This is a genomic window from Variovorax sp. 01T432 (genome assembly GCF_056398605.1).
The window spans coordinates 18,472-36,747 of record NZ_JBFTPS010000020.1 but is presented as its reverse complement, the minus strand read 5'-3'; the positions used below and the strand labels follow the sequence as shown (position 1 = coordinate 36,747).

At 69.8% G+C, this 18,276-nt stretch carries 16 protein-coding genes; 9 read left to right on the top strand and 7 right to left on the bottom strand.

All coding sequences use genetic code 11. The features are described 5' to 3' along the window. Positions 1 to 10 precede the first annotated feature (10 nt). The 8 genes from pcaB to AC1DNF_RS16690 all read left to right on the top strand — a co-directional run bounded on the left by pcaB (position 11) and on the right by AC1DNF_RS16690 (position 8,629). The gene (gene pcaB, locus AC1DNF_RS16725) at positions 11 to 1,225 is read left to right on the top strand and encodes a 3-carboxy-cis,cis-muconate cycloisomerase (protein ID WP_478149731.1); all 1,215 of its coding nucleotides are present in this window, start codon (positions 11 to 13) and stop codon (positions 1,223 to 1,225) included. Next, the gene (locus tag AC1DNF_RS16720; protein ID WP_478149730.1) at positions 1,222 to 1,644 is read left to right on the top strand and encodes a carboxymuconolactone decarboxylase family protein; all 423 of its coding nucleotides are present in this window, start codon (positions 1,222 to 1,224) and stop codon (positions 1,642 to 1,644) included. The genes pcaB and AC1DNF_RS16720 overlap by 4 nt, the downstream gene beginning before the upstream one ends. Continuing rightward, positions 1,641 to 2,849, top strand: a complete 1,209-nt coding sequence (locus AC1DNF_RS16715) for a multidrug effflux MFS transporter (RefSeq protein ID WP_478149729.1) — start codon at positions 1,641 to 1,643, stop codon at positions 2,847 to 2,849. Before AC1DNF_RS16720 ends, AC1DNF_RS16715 begins: the two co-directional genes overlap by 4 nt. Further along, a complete protein-coding gene (locus tag AC1DNF_RS16710; RefSeq protein ID WP_478149728.1) occupies positions 2,846 to 3,610 on the top strand; it encodes an alpha/beta fold hydrolase in 765 nt (254 codons plus the stop codon). Before AC1DNF_RS16715 ends, AC1DNF_RS16710 begins: the two co-directional genes overlap by 4 nt. Positions 3,611 to 3,741: 131 nt before the next feature. Beyond that, positions 3,742 to 4,416 (top strand): DsbA family oxidoreductase, encoded by a 675-nt coding sequence (locus AC1DNF_RS16705; RefSeq protein ID WP_478149727.1) that lies wholly within the window; start codon positions 3,742 to 3,744, stop codon positions 4,414 to 4,416. A gap of 126 nt (positions 4,417 to 4,542) precedes the next feature. Beyond that, positions 4,543 to 6,270: an ABC transporter permease gene (locus AC1DNF_RS16700; RefSeq protein ID WP_478149726.1), complete on the top strand. Its 1,728-nt coding sequence runs from the start codon at positions 4,543 to 4,545 to the stop codon at positions 6,268 to 6,270. Positions 6,271 to 6,300: 30 nt separating this feature from the next. Further along, positions 6,301 to 7,620, top strand: coding sequence for an ABC transporter ATP-binding protein (locus AC1DNF_RS16695; RefSeq protein WP_478149725.1), 1,320 nt, complete (start codon positions 6,301 to 6,303; stop codon positions 7,618 to 7,620). A gap of 130 nt (positions 7,621 to 7,750) precedes the next feature. Next, entirely contained in the window at positions 7,751 to 8,629 is an 879-nt protein-coding gene (locus tag AC1DNF_RS16690; RefSeq protein WP_478149724.1) for a DUF3014 domain-containing protein, read from the top strand. Here AC1DNF_RS16690 and AC1DNF_RS16685 read toward each other — a convergent pair whose 3' ends face one another. The 5 genes from AC1DNF_RS16685 to AC1DNF_RS16665 form a co-directional block, all read right to left on the bottom strand. Beyond that, positions 8,630 to 9,931 (bottom strand): RNA polymerase sigma factor, encoded by a 1,302-nt coding sequence (locus tag AC1DNF_RS16685; protein WP_478149723.1) that lies wholly within the window; start codon positions 9,929 to 9,931, stop codon positions 8,630 to 8,632. It lies immediately after the preceding gene. 13 nt (positions 9,932 to 9,944) lie between these two features. Further along, positions 9,945 to 10,352: a YciI family protein gene (locus AC1DNF_RS16680; RefSeq protein ID WP_478149722.1), complete on the bottom strand. Its 408-nt coding sequence runs from the start codon at positions 10,350 to 10,352 to the stop codon at positions 9,945 to 9,947. A gap of 35 nt (positions 10,353 to 10,387) precedes the next feature. Continuing rightward, positions 10,388 to 10,822 (bottom strand): YciI family protein, encoded by a 435-nt coding sequence (locus tag AC1DNF_RS16675; RefSeq protein ID WP_478149721.1) that lies wholly within the window; start codon positions 10,820 to 10,822, stop codon positions 10,388 to 10,390. Between the two features lie 125 nt (positions 10,823 to 10,947). Continuing rightward, positions 10,948 to 12,255 (bottom strand): FAD-dependent oxidoreductase, encoded by a 1,308-nt coding sequence (locus AC1DNF_RS16670; RefSeq protein ID WP_478149720.1) that lies wholly within the window; start codon positions 12,253 to 12,255, stop codon positions 10,948 to 10,950. Then, entirely contained in the window at positions 12,255 to 13,289 is a 1,035-nt protein-coding gene (locus tag AC1DNF_RS16665; protein WP_478149719.1) for a Bug family tripartite tricarboxylate transporter substrate binding protein, read from the bottom strand. Before AC1DNF_RS16665 ends, AC1DNF_RS16670 begins: the two co-directional genes overlap by 1 nt. A 126-nt stretch (positions 13,290 to 13,415) precedes the next feature. On the opposite strand from AC1DNF_RS16665, the gene AC1DNF_RS16660 reads away from it, so the two are divergent. Then, positions 13,416 to 14,297, top strand: a complete 882-nt coding sequence (locus AC1DNF_RS16660; protein WP_478149718.1) for a LysR family transcriptional regulator — start codon at positions 13,416 to 13,418, stop codon at positions 14,295 to 14,297. Between the two features lie 10 nt (positions 14,298 to 14,307). Here AC1DNF_RS16660 and AC1DNF_RS16655 read toward each other — a convergent pair whose 3' ends face one another. Both AC1DNF_RS16655 and gcvP read right to left on the bottom strand, forming a co-directional pair. Beyond that, positions 14,308 to 15,063, bottom strand: coding sequence for a histidine phosphatase family protein (locus AC1DNF_RS16655; protein ID WP_478149717.1), 756 nt, complete (start codon positions 15,061 to 15,063; stop codon positions 14,308 to 14,310). A 298-nt stretch (positions 15,064 to 15,361) separates the two neighbouring features. Further along, on the bottom strand, positions 15,362 to 18,265 hold the full coding sequence (gene gcvP / locus AC1DNF_RS16650; RefSeq protein WP_478149716.1) for an aminomethyl-transferring glycine dehydrogenase: 2,904 nt from the start codon (positions 18,263 to 18,265) through the stop codon (positions 15,362 to 15,364). Positions 18,266 to 18,276: the final 11 nt, after the last annotated feature.

Genomic DNA, 18,276 nt, shown 5'->3' with positions numbered 1-18,276 from the left:
CCTGCCTTTCATGAGCATCTTCGAGGGTTTCCTCTCCACTTCCGAAACACTGGCCGCCTTCAGCGACCACAACTTCGTCGCCGCCATGCTGCGCTTCGAGGCCGCCCTGGCGCGCGCGCAGGCGGCCGAAGGCCTGATTCCCGCGTCGGCGGCGCACTCCATCGTCGGCAGCTGCAAGGTCGAGCTCTTCGATGTCGCCAAGATCGTGCGCGACAGCGGCCGTGCCGGCAGCGTGGCGATCCCGCTGGTCAAGAGCCTCAAGGAGGCGGTGGGCGTGTTCAACGCCGAGGCCGTGCCCTTCGTGCATTTCGGCAGCACCAGCCAGGACGTGATCGACACCGCGATGGCGCTTGTCACGCGCGAGGCCATGGGCGTCATCGAGGCGGACCTGGCCAAGGCGGCGCAGGCACTGCTGCGGCATGCGCGGCTGCACGCCGAGACGCCGATTCTCGCGCGCACGCTGATGCAGCCGGCGTCGGTCACCAGCTTCGGCTTCAAGTGCGCGGGCTGGGCGGCGCCGCTGGTGCGGGCTCGCGAGCGGCTGGCGGTGGCATCGCGGCGGGCGCTGCAGGTGCAGCTGGGCGGCGCGGTCGGCACGCTGGCGCAGATGAAGGGCCAGGGCCCGGCGGTGCGCAGGCACATGGCCGGCCAGCTGGGCCTGGGCGACCCCGGGGCGACCTGGCACACCCAGCGCGACGAATGGGTCGGCCTCGGCTGCGAGCTGGGCCTGATGGTCGGCAGCCTCGGCAAGATCGCCAAGGACATCGCGCTGATGGGGCAGTACGAGGTCGCCGAGGTGGCCGAGCCCAGCGAGCCGGGGCGCGGCGGGTCGTCCGCCATGCCGCACAAGCGCAACCCGGTCGCCTCGATGATCGCGCTCGCCGCCGCCCAGCGCGCGCCGCAGCGCGTGGCCGCGCTGCTGGCGGCGATGCCGCAGGAGCACGAGCGCGCGCTGGGCGCCTGGCAGGCCGAGCTGGCCGAATGGCCCCAGCTGCTAATGTCCGCCCACGGCAGCGCGCGCGCGCTGGCCGGCGCCTTGCCCGGCCTGCAAATAGACGCGGGGCGCATGCGCGCCAACATCGACCGCCTGCGCGCCGAACTCCCCCGCGAAGCGGCCGACGAATGGTTCGACCCCGCCCTGGCCGAGCATGCCGCCACCCTCACGCTGGCCCAGGTCCTGGCCCTGCAGGCCCAACTCGACAATCCACCGGACACCGCAAGATGAGCGCACCCTCCAAGCCCGCCGACGACTACGAAGCCGGCCTCCTCAACCGCCGCCGCATCCTCGGCGACGCCTGGGTCGACAAGTCGCTGGCCAACCGCAATGCCTTCAACAGCGAGTTCCAGGAACTCATCACGCGCCACGCCTGGAACGACATCTGGGGCCGCCCCGCGATCGGCGACAAGACGCGGCGCTTCATGGTGCTGTCGATGATGCTGGGCATCCATGCCTACGAGGAGTTCGCCATGCATGTGCGCGCGGCGCTCGACGGTCCGCCCGAGTCGCGCCTCACGCCCGAGGACATCAAGGAAGTGATCATGATGGCCGCCATCTACTGTGGCGTGCCGGTCGCCAACCATGCCTTCGGCATCGCCGGCGGCATCCTGCGCGAAAAGGGGCTGCTCGCGGACCCGGCCCGGTGACCGGGGCTGCCGCCCGCGGCGGCATCTCCTTCGCGCTGCTGCTGCCGCTGCTTCTGGCGGCGCAGCCGGTGGCGACCGACAGCTACCTTCCGGCGCTCCCGGCCATCGCCCGGGAGCTGGGCTCGGCCAGCGCGAGCCTCACGGTCTTCGTGCTCGCCTTCGGCTTCGGGCAGCTGCCGTGCGGCCCGCTGTCGGACCGCTTCGGCCGCCGGCCGGTGCTCCTGACCGGCCTGGCGTGCTACACGCTCGCTGCCCTGGCCTGCATGCTCTCCACCGGCATTCCGATGCTGGTGGCAGGCCGTGCGCTGCAGGGTTTCTCGATGGCGGCGATCCTGGTTTGCGCGCGCGCCGCCGTGCGCGATGTCTATCCGGCCTACGAAGGGCCGCACGTGATGGCGCGCGCGCTCACCGGCCTGGGTGTCGTGGGGCTGTTCGCGCCGGTGTTGGGCGCCTTCGCCGTGCAGGGCGAAGGCTGGCGCTGGGTGCTGGGCGGGATGGCCGTGTACGCCTTCATCCTGTGGTGGCTGTGCCTGCGCAACTTCAGCGAGACGCGCAAGTCCGCATCCGGCGCGTCGGCGCCGCGCGGCAGCGTGCGCGAGGTGTTCGCGAGCCAGAGCTTCCGGGCCTGGGCCTCGGTGGCCGCGACGACCTATGGCGGGCTCTTCTGCTTCCTGCTGCTCTCGCCGATGGTCTACATCAGCTACCTCGGCTTTTCGCCGGCGCAGTACGGCCTGATTCCCGCGGGCGGCTCGCTGGTCTACATCTTCAGCACGACGCTGTGCCGCCGGCTGCTGACGCGCAAGGGGCCGGTTCGCACGGTGCAGATGGGTTCGCTGCTGAGCCTGGCCGGTCCGATGGTGCAGGCCCTGGGCTGCTGGCTCGCGCCGCTGTCGGCCTGGCCGCTGCTGCTGGGCCACGGCATCTATTGCATCGGCCATGGCATCCACCAGCCCTGCGGCCAGGCCGGCGCCGTCGGCGACCTGCCCCATCTGGCGGGCCGGGCGGTATCGTGGTCGGGATTCGGGATGATGGCGGTCGCGTTCACCGTCGGGCAGACGGCGGCCCTCTTCGTGCGGCCCGACCTCGGCAACGGGGCCTGGCCGATGGTCGTGCCGATGGCGCTCGCGGGAGCCACGCTGGTACTGATCGCCTTTACCTGGCTGCCACGTCTTCAACATCAACATCAGCGAAAGGAAACACCATGACCCGTTTGAACACCCTGCGCGAGGGCGGCGGTCCGATCGTCGTGCTCAGCCATGCCCTGGGCTGCGATCTCCACATGTGGGACGGCGTCGCCACGGTGCTCGCCCGCGCCCACACGGTGCTGCGCTACGACCACCGCAACCAGGGCGGCTCGGAGGTGGTGGCCGGCCCGCTCGGCATGGAGGACCTGGCCGACGACGCCGCGGCTCTGATCGCGCGCGAGGCCGGGGGCGAGCCGGTGCATTTCGTCGGCCTGTCCATGGGCGGCATGACGGCGCAGGCGCTGGCGCTGAAGTACCCGGAGTTGCTCAAGACCGTCGTGATCGCGAACTCCTCGGCCCACTACCCGGACGTCGCGCCCTGGCGCGCGCGCGTGGAGGCGGTGCGCGCGCAGGGCGTGGCGGCGATCGCGCCCGGCGCGGTCTCGCGCTGGCTCACGCCCGAGTTCGTCGGCACCCCGGAGGGCGCGGCGTGCGCGAAGATGCTGCGCGACACGCTGGAGCGCACCGATGCGGCCGGCTACATCGCGAGCTGCGAGGCGGTGGCCGCCATCGACTTCCGCGAGAGCAACCGGCGCATCTCCGTGCCCACGCTGGTCATCGCCGGCTTGCGCGACGAGGCCACGCCGCCGGCCATGTCGGAGGCGATGGTGGCCGCCATTCCGAACGCGCGGCTGGCGACCATCGACGCGGCGCACCTGAGCGCGGTCGAGCGGCCGGTGGAGTTCACGCAACTGCTTATCGATTTCTGGCGCAGCCTGTGACGGCGGGCGCGGCGACTGCGACAGCAGTGGGGTGATAGGGCGCGGCCCGGTGGAAGAAGCCGTGTCGACCCCATCATCGAGCCCGCGTCCCTTCCCACAGGAACCCCAACCTCCCGACCCCCGAACCCCCCATGACCTCTCGCCTCAAGATCGATTTCGTGTCCGACGTTTCCTGCCCCTGGTGCGCCGTCGGCCTGGGTGCCCTCGAAGCCGCGCTCGAACGCGTCGCGCCCGACATCACGGCCGAGCTGCACTTCCAGCCCTTCGAGCTGAACCCGCAGATGCCGCCCGAGGGCCAGGACACCTTCGAGCATATCCAGCAGAAGTACGGCTCGTCGCGCGAGCAGCAGGCGCAGTCGCGCGCGGCCATCCGCGCGCGCGGCGCCTCGGTGGGTTTCGAGTTCGCCGAAGGCGGGCGCCCGCGCATCTACAACACCTTCGACGCTCACCGCCTGATGCACTGGGCCGAGCTGGAAGACGTGGCCAAGCAGGTCGCGCTCAAGAAGGCGCTGCTCAAGGCCACCCACACGGATGGCGAGAACCCCTCCGACCTGGAAGTGCTGGTGCGCCTGGCCACCGAGTCCGGACTCGATCCCGCGCGGGCGCGCGAGATCCTGGCGAGTGACGAGTTCGCGGCGGAAACGCGCGAGCGCGAGCGCCTCTACACCGATGCCGGCATCCATTCGGTGCCCGCCATCATCATCAACAACCAGCACCTGATCTCGGGCGGCCAGCCGGTGGAGGTGTTCGAGCGCGCGCTGCGGCAGATCGCCGGCGCGCAGCCCGCGTCGACAGCCCTGGCCTGAGCCGCGGCCGCAGTTGCGCGGGCGCATCGGCCGCCGCGCGCAGTCAGGATCGTGCCATGTGCCGCAGGCACAATGGCCCCCGCCGCGGGCATGGGTCTGCGAAACGATCCTGCGCCCCGCTGCCTCATGCTCGACAAACGATTCTTTCCCCGCCAGGTTGTGGCCTCCGGCGGCAACCGCTGGGACTGGGCCCTGTTGCCGATCGTGCTGGCGCTGCTTTTCGGCTTGGCCTTCGGCGGCTCCCAGATGGCGCGGCCCTACGAGGTGGGCGAGGCGCTGGCGATCAGCCTCGACCCGTGGATGCTGCCCTACTACCTGCTGCGCACCACGCTGCGGATGTTCCTCGCGCTCGGCGCGTCGCTGATCTTCAGTTGCTGCTTCGCCGCCCTGGCGGCCAAGTACCGCGCGGCCGAGCGGGTGCTGGTGCCGGTGCTCGACATCCTGCAGTCCATCCCGATCCTGGGCTTCCTGTCGATCACCGTCACCGGCTTCATCGCGTTGTTCCCGGGCAACCTGCTGGGTGTGGAATGCGCGGCGATCTTCGCCATCTTCACCTCGCAGGCCTGGAACATGGCCTTCAGCCTCTACCAGTCCTTCCGCACCGTGCCGGCGGAGCTGCAGGAGGCGGCGGCGGTGTTCCAGCTCTCGGGCTGGCAACGCTTCTGGCGGCTGGAGCTGCCCTTCGCGATGCCGGGGCTGCTGTGGAACATGATGATGTCGATGTCCGGCGGCTGGTTCTTCGTGGTCGCCTCCGAGGCGATCTCGGTGTCCAACCAGAACATCAAGCTGCCTGGCGTGGGCTCGTACATCGCGATGGCGATCGAGGCGCGCGACCTTCACGCCATCGGCTGGGCCATGGGCGGCATGCTGATCGGCATCGCGCTCTATGACCAGCTCTTCTTTCGCCCGCTGATCGCCTGGGCCGACAAGTTCCGCTTCGAGGAAGGCGGCAGCGAGGACGCGCCGAACTCCTGGCTGCTGACCTGGCTGCGCCGCACCGACCGGCTCAAGCTCGTCGGCGAGGCCGTCGCGCGGCTGCTCGAACGCTCTCTGCTGCTCTTCGGGCGCGACCACGACGGCACCTCGATCAAGGCCCGTCCGCGTCCGGCCAACGCCGCCGTCGAGCGCGTGTGGGACGCCACGCTGGCGGCCTCCGTGCTGCTGGCGGCGCTGTGGCTCGCGCGCTTCATCCACGCGGAGGTCGGCTGGTCCGAGGTCGCCCATGTGTTCGTCCTGGGCTTCTACACGCTGGTGCGTGTGCTGGTGCTGATCGCGCTGGCGGCGCTGGTCTGGGTGCCGGTGGGCGTGTGGATTGGCATGAACCCGCGCTGGGCCGGGCGGCTGCAGGGCGTGGCGCAGTTCATGGCCGCGTTTCCGGCGAACCTGATGTTTCCGGTGGCGGTGCTGTTCATCGTGCGCTGGCATCTCAATCCCAACATCTGGCTGGCGCCGCTGATGGTGCTGGGCACGCAGTGGTATCTGCTGTTCAACGTGATCGCCGGTGCCTCCAGCGTGCCGACCGAGCTGCGCTATGCGGCCGGCAACCTGGGCCTGAGCGGCTGGCTGCGGTGGCGCCGCTACCTGCTGCCGGCGGTGTTCCCCAGTTTCGTTACCGGCGCCATCACCGCCAGCGGCGGTTCATGGAACGCCAGCATCGTGGCCGAGTACGTGACCTGGGGCGACACCACGCTGCAGGCCGCGGGCCTGGGCAGCTACATCGCCCACATGACGGCCATCGGCGACTTTCCGCGCATCGCGCTCGGCATCGGCGTGATGTGCGTGTTCGTGATGGGCATGAACCATTTCGTCTGGCGCCGGCTCTATGAGCTGGCGGAGAACCGGATGCATTTCTGATCTTTGATTTCCGAATCTCAAGGAGCGTGCATGGCCGAAGCCATCGTTGAACTCAAGGGCGTGGGCAAGTCGTTCCGCTCCGCCGACGGCGTCGCGCGTTCGGTGCTGGAGGGCGTGGACTTCCGCCTGGCCGAGGGCGAGATCGTCGCGCTGCTGGGCCAGTCGGGTTCGGGCAAGTCGACGCTGCTGCGCATCCTTGCCGGGCTCATCGGCGTGGATGCCGGCGGCGTGCGCTACCGCGGGCAGCCCCTGTATGGGCCGGCGCGCGGCATCGCGATGGTGTTCCAGTCCTTCGCGCTGTTCCCGTGGCTCACGGTGCAGCAGAACGTGGAGCTGGGGCTGGAAGCGCGCGGCGTGGCGCCGGCCGAACGCGCCCGCCGCGCGGCACTGGCCATCGAACTGATCGGCCTGGCAGGCTTCGAAGGCGCCTTGCCGCGCGAGCTTTCGGGCGGCATGCGCCAGCGCGTGGGCATCGCGCGCGCGCTGGTGGTCGAGCCGGAGGTGCTGCTGATGGACGAGGCCTTCTCGGCCCTGGATGTGCTCACCGGCGAGCGCCTGCGCGAGGACATCCTGCAGCTATGGGACGCCGGCGCCATGCCGACCAAGGCCATGCTCGTCGTCTCGCACAACATCGAGGAAGCGGTCCTCATGGCCGACCGCGTGCTGATCTTCGCGAGCGACCCCGGCCGCGTGCGCGCCGAGCTCAAGATCAGCCTGCCGCGCCCCCGCGACGGCGACAGCCTGGAGGTGCGCGCGCTGATCGACGAGGTCTACCGGCTGATGACCGTCAGCGCCAGCGCCGGCATCCCCGGCCGTCCCCGCGACGAAGCCGTGGAAATGCACATGGGCGACCGGCTGCCGGACGCCGACGTCGGCCGCATGGAAGCGCTGCTCGAAATGCTGGTCGATGACGACCGCGGCGGCCGCGCCGATCTTCCGCAACTGGCGGAGGAGGCCGAACTCACCGACGACGAACTGCTGCCACTGGCCGAGGCCCTGGCCTTGCTCGGCTTCGCGCGGCTGGTCGATGCCGACCTGCACATCACGCCGCTGGGCCAGCGTTACGTGGAGGGCGCCCACACCCTGCGCCAGCAGCTCTTCGGCCAGCAACTGCTGGCGCATGTGCCGCTGGCGGCGCACATCCGCCACAGCCTCGAGCAGGAGCCGTCCGGGGAGCTGCCCGAAGAGCCCTTCCTGCAGTTGCTCAGCGAAAGCCTGGACACGGCCGTGGCCGAGCGCGTGCTGCGCACGGCGATCGAATGGGGCCGCTATGGCGAGGTGTTCGAGTACAACTACCACACGGGTCTGATTCACCTGCCGGTGGGCGACGAGCCGTCGTCGTCGACCTGAGATTCCGGGCGCCGGGCCGTGTAAAGCCGCGGCCGTCACAGTGCGTTACCGCTGAACCGGCCGCCGCATCTCCGAAAATGTCGTCCAATCATCCAAAGGACAGAAGGACCCATGCAAGGAGAACGCCACCATGCCCGATAGCGATCGCGCAGATTTCCGGCCCGCACGCGAATCGTCGCTGTGGATCGTTGTCATCCTCGTCGTCCTGGTGCTGGGGGCCGGCGCGATCTGGTGGCGGATGTCGAGGCAGGGCGCGCCGGCGGAGCCCGCGATGCCGACCGCCGCCGCTCCGCAGCCCGATACGACGCCCGCGCCCGCGGCGGTGCCCGAACCCGTCGGGCCGCAGAATCCGATCGACACCGCGGCCGGCGGCGCGCTGCCCAAGCTCGACGACGCCGATGCGCAGGTCAAGTCCGCGCTGGTCGACCTCGTCGGCAGCAAGGGCGTGCTGAACTTCCTGCAGGTCGATGGTTTCGTGCGCCGCGTTGTCGCCACGGTCGACAACCTGCCGCGCGAGCACGCCACCTCGCGCGTGTGGCCGGTGCAGCCGACGCAGACGCGCTTCATGGTCAGCGGCAGCGGCGAGGCGCAGAGCATCAGCCCGGACAACGGCGCGCGCTACACGCCCATGGTGCTCTTCGCCGAGTCGGTCGACACCGCGCGCGCCGCCGCGCTCTACAAGAAGCTCTATCCGCTGTTCCAGCAGGCCTATGAAGAACTCGGCTATCCCAATCGCTACTTCAACGACCGGCTGGTGGCGGTGCTCGACCATCTGCTGCAGACGCCCGAGCCCTCGGGGCCGGTGCGTGTCACGCTGACCGAGGTCAAGGGCGAGATGTCTTCGGAGCGCCCGTGGGTGCGCTACGAGTTCGCCGATCCGGCGCTGCAGTCGCTGTCCGCCGGGCAGAAGATCCTGGTGCGCATGGGGCCGGTCAACGAACGGCGGCTCAAGTCGAGGCTGAGCGCCTTCCGCAGCCAGATCGCGACAGGCGCGGTGGCGAAGAAGTAGTCAGGCGCCTTCCTCCGGTGCTCCCGGCGCGGCGGCGCATGCGAGGGCGCGCATCAGCAGCAGCTTGCGCTCGCGCCCATTGCGCGTGAGCGACGCGGCCTGCCTGAACTCCACGCAAGCTTCCGCCTTGCGGCCCAGCTTGGCGAGCAGATCGCCGCGCACGCTGGGCAGCAGGTGATAGGCCTTGAGCTGCGGCTCCGCGCGCAACGCGTCGACCAGTTCCAGTCCCACGGCGGGGCCGAAAGCCATGGAGAGCGCGACCGCGCGGTTGAGTTCCACGATGGGCGAGGGCGCGAGCTGCGAGAGTGCTTCATACAGCGCGGCGATGCGTGGCCAGTCCGTCTGCGGCGCGGTGCGCGCCCTTGCATGGCATGCCGCGATCGCGCCCTGCAGCGCGTAGGGGCCGAGCGCGCCGCCGAGCTGCTCGGCGCGCGCCAGCGCGGCGAGGCCGCGGCGAATGAGAAGCGGGTCCCAGCGTCCGCGGTTCTGGTCGAGCAGCAGCACCGGTTCACCGTTGGCGTCGACGCGCGCGGCGGCGCGCGAGGCCTGGATCTCCATCAGGGCGACCAGGCCGTGCGCCTCCGGTTCGAGCGGCACCAGCTCGGCCAGGATGCGGCCCAGGCGCAACGCCTCGTCGCACAGCGCGGGGCGCATCCAGTCGTCGCCGGCGGTCGCCGAATAGCCTTCGTTGAAGATCAGGTAGATGACCTCCAGCACGGATGAAAGGCGCGCCTGTAGCTCCCGCGCGCGCGGCGTCTCGAAGGGCACGCGCGCCGCCGCGAGCGTTCGCTTGGCGCGCACGATGCGTTGCGCGATGGTCGGCTCGGGCACGAGGAAGGAGCGCGCGATCTCATCGGTGCTCAGGCCGCCGAGCAGGCGCAGGGTGAGCGCCACGCGCGCCTCGGGCGCGAGCACGGGGTGGCAGGCCGTGAACACGAGGCGCAGCAAATCGTCGCCGACTTCGTCGTCCAGCGCCGCATCGACCGCCGCGGCGAGATCGTCCGCGGCCATCGCGTGGCGGGTGTCGAGCTCGTAGCCGATCTCCTCTTCCTTGCTGGCGTGGAGTTTCCTGCGGCGCAGCAGGTCCAGCGCGCGATGCTTCGCGGCCGCCATGAGCCAGGCGGCGGGCTTGTCCGGCAGGCCCTCGCGCGGCCATTGCTCCAGCGCCGCGACCAGCGCATCCTGCGCCAGTTCCTCGGCCACGCCGACGTCGCGCACCATGCGCGCGAGCGCGCCGATGATCCGGGCGGACTCGATGCGCCAGACGGCATTGATGGTGCGGTGCGTCTCGGCCGCGCTCACCGTCGGGCCTGCTTCAGCGCTTCTGCATCTCGGCGAAACCGGCCGCGGCTTCCTGCACGTCGGGGGGGAAGTCCTCGAACTCCTGGACCTGGCGCAGCTCGATGGTCTCGTTCTCGCCGGCAGGGCAGCGGCAGGCCCAATCGACGGCTTCCTGCTTCGACTTCACCTTCAGCATCCAGTAGCCGCCGAGCACCTCCTTGGCCTCGGTGAAAGGCCCGTCCGTCACCTTGGCCTTGCCGCCGGGGAAGGTGATGCGCACGCCCATGGAGGGCGGGTGGAGGCCATCGAGCGTGACCAGCACGCCGGCCTTCTGCAGCGCCTCGTTGTATTTCATCATCGCCTCGACGGCCTTGGCGTCGGGCATGGTGCCGGGGGCGGCGCTTTCGTAGCCCTTGGGGATCATCAGCATCATGAATCGCATTCGTGTCTCTCCGTGGGATGGGTTCGGGGTCCGCCTCAAGCCTGCGCGGCCTTCTTGCTTTCGGCCATCTGCGCGAGCAGGCGCTCTTCCTGCTCCCGCAGTTCGGGCGTGAACTCGGCGCCGAAGTCCTCGGCCTCGAAGACCTGGCGCAGCTCGACCTCGGTGTTGTCGTCGAAGGGGGCGCGCTTGAGCCATTCGATGGCCTCTTCCCGGGAGCGCACCTGCCACAGCCAGTAGCCCGCGATGAGCTCCTTGGTTTCGCTGAAAGGACCGTCGATGACCGTGCGCGTCTTGCCCGAGAAGCGGATGCGCACGCCCTTCGAGCTGGGGTGCAGGCCGTCCATGCCGAGCGCGATGCCTGCCTTCACGAGTTCCTCGTTGTAGTGGCCCATGTCGGCGAGCATCTTCTGGCTGGGCATGACGCCGGCTTCGGAATCCTTGTTGGCTTTGACGATGACCATGAAACGCATGTCGATTCTCCTGTTCGGGTGGCGAGCCGCCGGATGGGGCTCTGTACGGACGTCGAAGGAGGATGGGCCGGATCGACAGCGACGGCGTCTGAATTTGTAATTATTTGCGCAATGTCAGGCGCTGGCTATCGGAGCACCGCGCCGTCGCGCGTCAGCGCGGCTCGCAGCGGGCCGGCTTCCACCGCGCGGACCCGCGCGTCGTCGCCGCTGTCGGCGGCCATGGCCGCAGCCGTCCCGGCCGCCTGGCCCACGGCCATGGAGATGGTCATGACCCGGATCGCCGCCAGCGCCTGGTGGCTCGCCGAGATGCCGCGGCCGACGACCAGGGCGTTGTCGAGCGTGCGGGGGATCAGGCTTCGGTAGGGAATCTGGTACGCGTGGTCGTCGTCCATCGGGACGTAGTGCAAGGCGCCGCCTGATGCGGGGTGGATGTCGATCGGATACGCGCCGGCGGCGATCGCATCGGCGAACTGGGCGGGCAGGAGCAGCTCTTCCGCCGTCAGCACATGGTCGCCCTCCACGCGGCGGGTCTCGCGCACGCCGACCTGCGTGGCGAAGGCGCGCAGCCGACCCTGTTCGCAGCCGGGCACCGAGGTGCCGAGAAAGCGCGCGGCCCGCCAGGCCTGGCGGCGCCCTTCGATTTCCGCGGCGCCGAGGGCCAGGGGGTCCGTGGCGTCGATGCCCAGGCGGCTGATGTTGAACCAGGCGTCCGTCGAATAGGGGTCGCGGCTCGAATGAATGGCCGCCCGTGCCAGATGGCCCTCCGCGTGGCCTCGCGCGGCGAGTGCGGCGATCTGCGCCTTCGGCATGGCGTCGAAGCGCGCGAAGTCCACGGGCCCGAAACGGAACATCATGGTGGCCGGCTGCAGCGCTTCCCCTTCGTCGAGCGCCAGGAAGCGCGCGCCGGCGCGCTGGAGCGCGTCGATGTCGCCGGAGGCGTCGATCAGCACCCGGGGGCGCAGCGTCAGGATGCCGCCCTTGGTCAGCACGCGCAGGGCGTTGACACGCCGGCCCTCGCATTCGACGTCGAGCAGGTTGGCGTGAAGCAAGGGCCGCACGCCGGCCGCCACGACCATGTCGTCGAACACCAGCTTCAGCACCTCGGGCGCGTATTCGACGCGATCCATGCGATGACCGGTCGACATCACGAAGGTCTCATGCGGCCGCGCGCCGCCGTAGGCGCCGAGCCGGGCCACGACCTCGTCCGCCAGGCCTGCCACCACCCTGCGCCCATTGCCGGTCTGCCAGCTGTTGAATTGCGCCACGGCGCCCGCCGTGGCATTGCCGCCCAGGAAGCCGTAGCGCTCGACCAGCACGACCGATGCGCCATGCCTCGCCGCCGCGACGGCCGCGATCGTGCCCGCGACACCGCCGCCGCAGACGACCACGTCCGCTCCCAGGGTCCGGCCGTCAGGGGTGCCGAGGCTGTTCATCAGCTCTCCACGTGGATGCCGCGCGTCCGGATCACTTGTTCCCAGCGGCTGCCCTCGGTCTTCAGGTACTGGCGGGTCGCCTCGCGCCCGCTCTCGAAGGGCGTCAGGCTGAGCGCGGCGAAGCGCTTGCGGACCGTGTCCGACTTCAATGCCGCGGCGAGCAGGGTCTCCAGCCGCGCCAGGCCTTCGGGCGGGATCGTGCCCTTGGGCGCCACGAGCGTGGCCCAGCCCTGCACCTCCAGGCTCTGCAGGCCGAGGCTGCGGAAGGTGGGGACGTTCGGCAGTTCCGGCACCGCCTGCGGCGACGAGACGGCGAGGGCGCGCAGGCGCCCCGAACGAATGTGCACGATGACGCTGGGAAGGTTGAGGAAACCGATGGACACCAAGCCCGAGATGAGATCCGGAACCAGCGCGCTCTCGCCCTTGTAGGCCACGCTCACGACCGGCGTGGCCGTCTGCAGCGAGAACAGTTCGGCCGTCAGGTGCGCCAGCGTGCCCGTGCCGCTGTTGCCGGCACTCAGTTCGCCGGGGTGCGCCTTCGCATGGGCGATCAGCTCCGCCACGGTCCTGGCCGGCGAGTCCGCGGGCACCACCAGCACCAGGGGCTGCTGCGAAACCATGCCGATCGCATCGAAGTCGCGCGCCACGTCGTAGCTGAGCCTGGGGTTGAGCACCGGGTTGATCACCATGCTGTTGCTTCCCATGAGAAGGGTGTGCCCGTCGCGGCTCTGCAACGCGGCGGCCACGCCGATCGCGCTGCCCGCGCCCGGCTTGTTCTCCACGATCACGGGCTGCCCGAGCTGCGGCGCCAGCGCCTCGGCCAGCACGCGGGCGGAGCCGTCGGCGCCGCCGCCGGGCGCGAAGGGCACGATGATGCGCACGGCCTTCGATGGCCACGGGTCGGCCGCCGAGGCATTGCGCTCCAGTGCGGCGGCCAGGGTGCCGGTGGCGGCCAGAAGGAGCGTCGAGAGGAGGTCTCTTCGGGAGATGCCGTGCAGCGCCCGACGCGAGGCCGCGATGGGTGGAGGGTGCATTTGTCTGCCTTTGTTCTATGAATCGTGCCGATCGTAGGCACGCCCCCGCGGCCGTCCAAATACCAACATTGGGCGCTCCCATAACATCGGGTTATCGAGCGCCGCCGGCGCGTCGGAAACCAAACCATGAACCTGAGACAGATCGAGGTCTTCCGCGCCGTCATGCTTGCCGGCTCGGTGACCGACGCGGCCCGCCTTCTGCATGTCTCGCAGCCGGGCATCAGCCGCATGCTTTCGCATGTCGAATTGCAGCTCGGGCTGCGGCTGTTCGAACGCAGAAAGGGCAGGCTGCTGGCCACGCCCGAGGCGCAGGCGCTGTTCGCCGAGGTCGAGCAGGTGTATCGCGGCGTCGCCCGCATCGACGAATGCGCCGAAGCGCTCAAGAGCGGAAGCATGCTCAGCCTGCGGGTGCTGGCCAGTCCGAGCACCGGCCTGGAGGTGGTGCCGCAGGCGCTGACGCAACTCGGCCGCGAGTTTCCTTCCGCGCGCATCTACCTGGAGATCCTCGCGGCACGGGAGATGGTCAAGCGCCTGGCCGGGCATGAGGCCGACATCGCGATCTCGACCGTTCCCATCGACGACCCGCTGCTGAGGTCGCGGCCCATCGGCCAATGGACGCTGGCCTGCGTGTTCCCCAAGGGCCATCCCTTCGAGCAACGGCGTTCGGTGATGCCGGCCGACATCCTGAAGGAGCGCCTGATCGGCTTCAGCGCGGACACGCCGCAGGGTCGCATCGTCGCGGACTGGTGCGCCAGCCACCGATGCGAGTCCCCGGTGCGCGTCGAGGTCCGCGCCGGCCAGGCCGCCTGCGCGATGGCTGCCGCGGGCGGGGGCATCGCGGTTGTCGACGACCTGACGGCGAGGGGCTGCATGACCGACAGGCTCTCGTTCCGGCCGATCGTCGACGCGCCGTCCTTCGACGTTTTCGCGGTGACCCACGAGAACATCCCGGCTTCGCTGCTGTCGGGCAAGTTCGTCGAGCGGGCCGAAGCGGCGCTGCGCCGCTGACCGCACGAAGTCATGGGCGCCGGTCGGGCGCGCTTGTCACCGGCGTCGCCGCTTCATGCAGCGGAACGAGGAAGTTCAGCTGGTCCAGCCGCATCGCGGCGAGCCCGTCCTCGCGTCGTTCCACCAGGTAGGAGGTGATGGCGCAGTTCGGCACGTCGCCCCGCCGGTCGATGTCCAGGATCTGCTGCTCGTCCATGTGTTCGAGCAGGTAGCGCATGCAGTTGACGGTGACCTGGTGCGCGACCACCAGGACGCGCCGGTCCGCGTATTCGCGCGTCACCATTTCGAGCAGGCTGCGCAGCCGCAGGATGACGTCGCACCAGCTCTCGCCGCCGGGCGGCCGGAAGTAGAACTTGCCGACCAGCTGGCGCTGCTCATCGAGGGCGGGATGGATCTGCCCGATGCCCAGCTTGGTGAGCCCATCCAGGATGCCGAACTCCTTCTCGCGCAGCCGTTCGTCGATGCGCAGCACGATCGGCGCGCTGGCCATGCGGCTGCGCTCGGCGACGAGGCGGGCGGTCTCGCGCGCGCGCACATAGGGCGAACAGAGGATCACTTCGGGTTGCGCGTCGGGCTGCAGCCTGGCGAACCAGTCGCCCAGCGCGATCGACTGCGCCACGCCGAGTTCGGACAGCGGCACGTCGACGTCGCGCCATGCCAGATCGATCACGGGCAGGCCGCCGGCCTCCGCCGCGTGACGCGCGATGTTGCCGGCGCTCTGTCCGTGGCGCACGAGCCAGAGGGTGCGGGGCCAGTGGGGTTGCATGGGAGAGATGATAGGAATCAGCTTCCCCTATGCCTCGTAGGCCGAAGCCGGATTCGCCGGAACGCCTTGATATTGCTCCCCCGCAGTCACAGTTGGAAATGCGCTTGGGGAGGGCGAATTCTTGACCATCGCAAAGGAAGCAGATGCGAGGTCGCGCGCCTTGGCAGCAAATTCTCATGGACTCGGGCCGCCTGTACAGGTTCATCAGCGACGAGGCAGGGCGCACGGTTGACGAGCGATCCCTGGGCTTGAAAGTCGAGAAGGACCTGGGAATCGAAGGCCGGTTGGAGTAGCGCCTTCAGGCGAGATCAGCGATCGGCACGCAACTGCAGAACAGGTTGCGGTCCCCGTAGACGTTGTCGACGCGGCCGATCGGCGGCCAGTACTTGGCCTCCTTGAGCGTCGCCAGCGGGAAGGCGCCGAGCTCGCGCGAATAGGGCCGCGCCCATTCGGTGCCGAGCAGGCTCGCCGCCGTGTGGGGCGCGTGCTTGAGCGGGTTATCTTCCCTGGGCCAAACGCCTTCCTCGACGCGCCGGATCTCGCCGCGAATGGCGATCATGGCGTCGATGAAGCGGTCGAGCTCGGCCAGCGGTTCGCTCTCGGTCGGCTCGACCATCAGCGTGCCCGGTACCGGGAAGCTCAGCGTCGGCGCATGGAAGCCGTAGTCGATCAGCCGCTTGGCGACATCCTCCGCCGTGACGCCGCTCGTCTCCTTGAGCGGGCGCAGGTCGAGGATGCACTCGTGCGCGACGTGGCCGTTGGGGCTCGCGTAGAGCGTGGGGTAGTGGTCCTTCAGGCGCGCGCTGATGTAGTTGGCGCTGAGGATCGCGGTCTCGGTCGCGGCCTGCAGGCCGGCCGCGCCCATCATGCGGCAGTACATCCAGCTGATCGGCAGCACGGCGGCATTGCCCAGCGGCGCCGCCGACACCGCGCCCACGCCGTGCGACGCGACACCCGCCGTCGCATGCCCGGGCAGGTAGGGCACGAGGTCTTCCACCACGCACACCGGCCCGACGCCCGGGCCGCCGCCGCCGTGCGGAATGCAGAAGGTCTTGTGCAGGTTCAGGTGGCTCACGTCGCCGCCGAATTCGCCGGGCGCGGCCACCCCGACCAGCGCGTTCATGTTTGCGCCGTCGACGTAGACGCGGCCGCCGTGCGCATGCACGATCTCGCACAGCTCCTTCACGCGGGTCTCGAACACGCCGTGGGTGCTTGGGTAGGTGATCATCACCGCGGCGAGCCGGCCGGCGTGCTTCTCGCACGCGCGCTTCAGGTCGTCGATGTCGACGTTGCCTTCGGCATCGCAGGCCGTCACCACCACCTGCATGCCCACCATCTGCGCGCTGGCCGGGTTGGTGCCGTGCGCCGAGGAGGGGATGAGGCAGACGTCGCGGTGCCCCTGGCCCTTGGCTTCATGGAAGGCCTTGATCGCCAGCAGGCCGGCGTACTCGCCCTGGGAGCCGGCGTTGGGCTGCAGGCTGATGCCCGCGTAGCCCGTGGCCTCGCAGAGCCAGGCGCGCAGCTGGGCGTCGAGCTGCGCGTAGCCCTGCAGCTGCTCGGCCGGCGCGAAGGGATGGATGTTCGCGAACTCGGGCCAGGTGATCGGGATCATCTCGCTGGTCGCGTTGAGCTTCATGGTGCAGCTGCCCAGCGGGATCATGCTGCGGTCGAGCGCCAGGTCCTTGTCGCTGAGGCTGCGGATGTAGCGCAGCATCGCGGTCTCGCTCTTGTGGGTGTTGAACACCGGATGCGTGAGGAAGGCGCTGGTACGGCGCAGGTCCGGGGGAATGCGCGGCGTGATCGTGCCCGAGAGTTCCTCGAAGCGCGGCATCGGCGTGCCGGCGGGCACGAACAGTGCCCACAGGGTCTCGATGTCGGCGCGCGTCGTGGTCTCGTCGAGCGAAATGCCCAGGTGGTGCTGCAGCCGCTGGCGCAGGTTGACGCTGGCGGCGTGCGCGCGCTCCTGGATCTTCGCCGTGTCCTCGCCGGTCTTGACGGTCAGCGAGTCGAAGGCGGTGGCGTTGACGATCTCGCGGCCCATCTGCTCCAGGCCCTGCGCCAGCACCGCCGTCAGCGCGGCGACGCGCTGCGCGATGCGGGTCAGGCCCTGGGGCCCGTGGTAGACCGCGTACATGCTGGCGACCACCGCGGGCAACACCTGTGCGGTGCAGATGTTGGAGGTGGCTTTCTCGCGGCGGATGTGCTGCTCGCGCGTCTGCAGCGCGAGGCGGTAGGCGGGCCGGCCGTGCGTGTCCACGCTGACGCCGACCAGCCGCCCGGGCAGCGAGCGCTTGAACGTGTCGCGGCAGGCCAGGTAGGCGGCGTGCGGGCCGCCGTTGCACATCGGCATGCCGAAGCGTTGCGTGGTGCCGCAGACGATGTCTGCATCCCATTCGCCCGGGGGCACCAGCAGCGTGAGCGCGAGCAGGTCGGCCGCCACGCAGAAGGCGGCGTCGCATTCGTGCGCGTGGCCGGCGAGCGGGCGCAGGTCATGCACATGGCCGGTGGTGGCCGGGTACTGCGCGAGCACGCCGAAGAAGTCGCCGCTCGTCATGAGGTGCGGCAGGGTCTCGGAGACGGTGCTGACCTTCACCTCGATGCCCAGCGGCGCGGCGCGTGTCTTGATGACCTCGATGGTCTGCGGATGGCAGTCGCCCGACACCAGGAAGACCTTGCTCTTGCTCTTGACGCTGCGCCGGGCCAGCGTCATCGCCTCGGCCGCCGCGGTGGCTTCGTCGAGCATCGAGGCGTTGGCGATGGCCATGCCGGTGAGGTCGCACACCATGGTCTGGAAGTTGAGCAGTGCTTCCATGCGGCCTTGGGAAATCTCGGCCTGGTAGGGCGTGTAGGCGGTGTACCAGGCCGGGTTCTCCAGCACGTTGCGCAGGATCACGGCGGGCGTGTGCGTGCCGTAGTAGCCCTGGCCGATGAAGCTTCGCGCCACCTTGTTCTTCGCGGCGATGGCCTTGAGCTCGGCCAGCGCGTCGGCTTCGCTCAGCGCCGCGGGCAGGCGCATCGGCCTGCGGCGGCGGATGGCCGGAGGGACGATGCCGTCGATCAGCTCGGCGCGCGTCGACGAGCCGATGGCGCCGAGCATGCGCGCCTCGTCCTCGGCTTCGATGCCGATATGGCGCGCGATGAATTCCTCGGCGTTCTCGAGGTCGGTGAGCGAGGGCAGGGTGGGCTGGACGGGCGTCGGCATGGATGTGATCA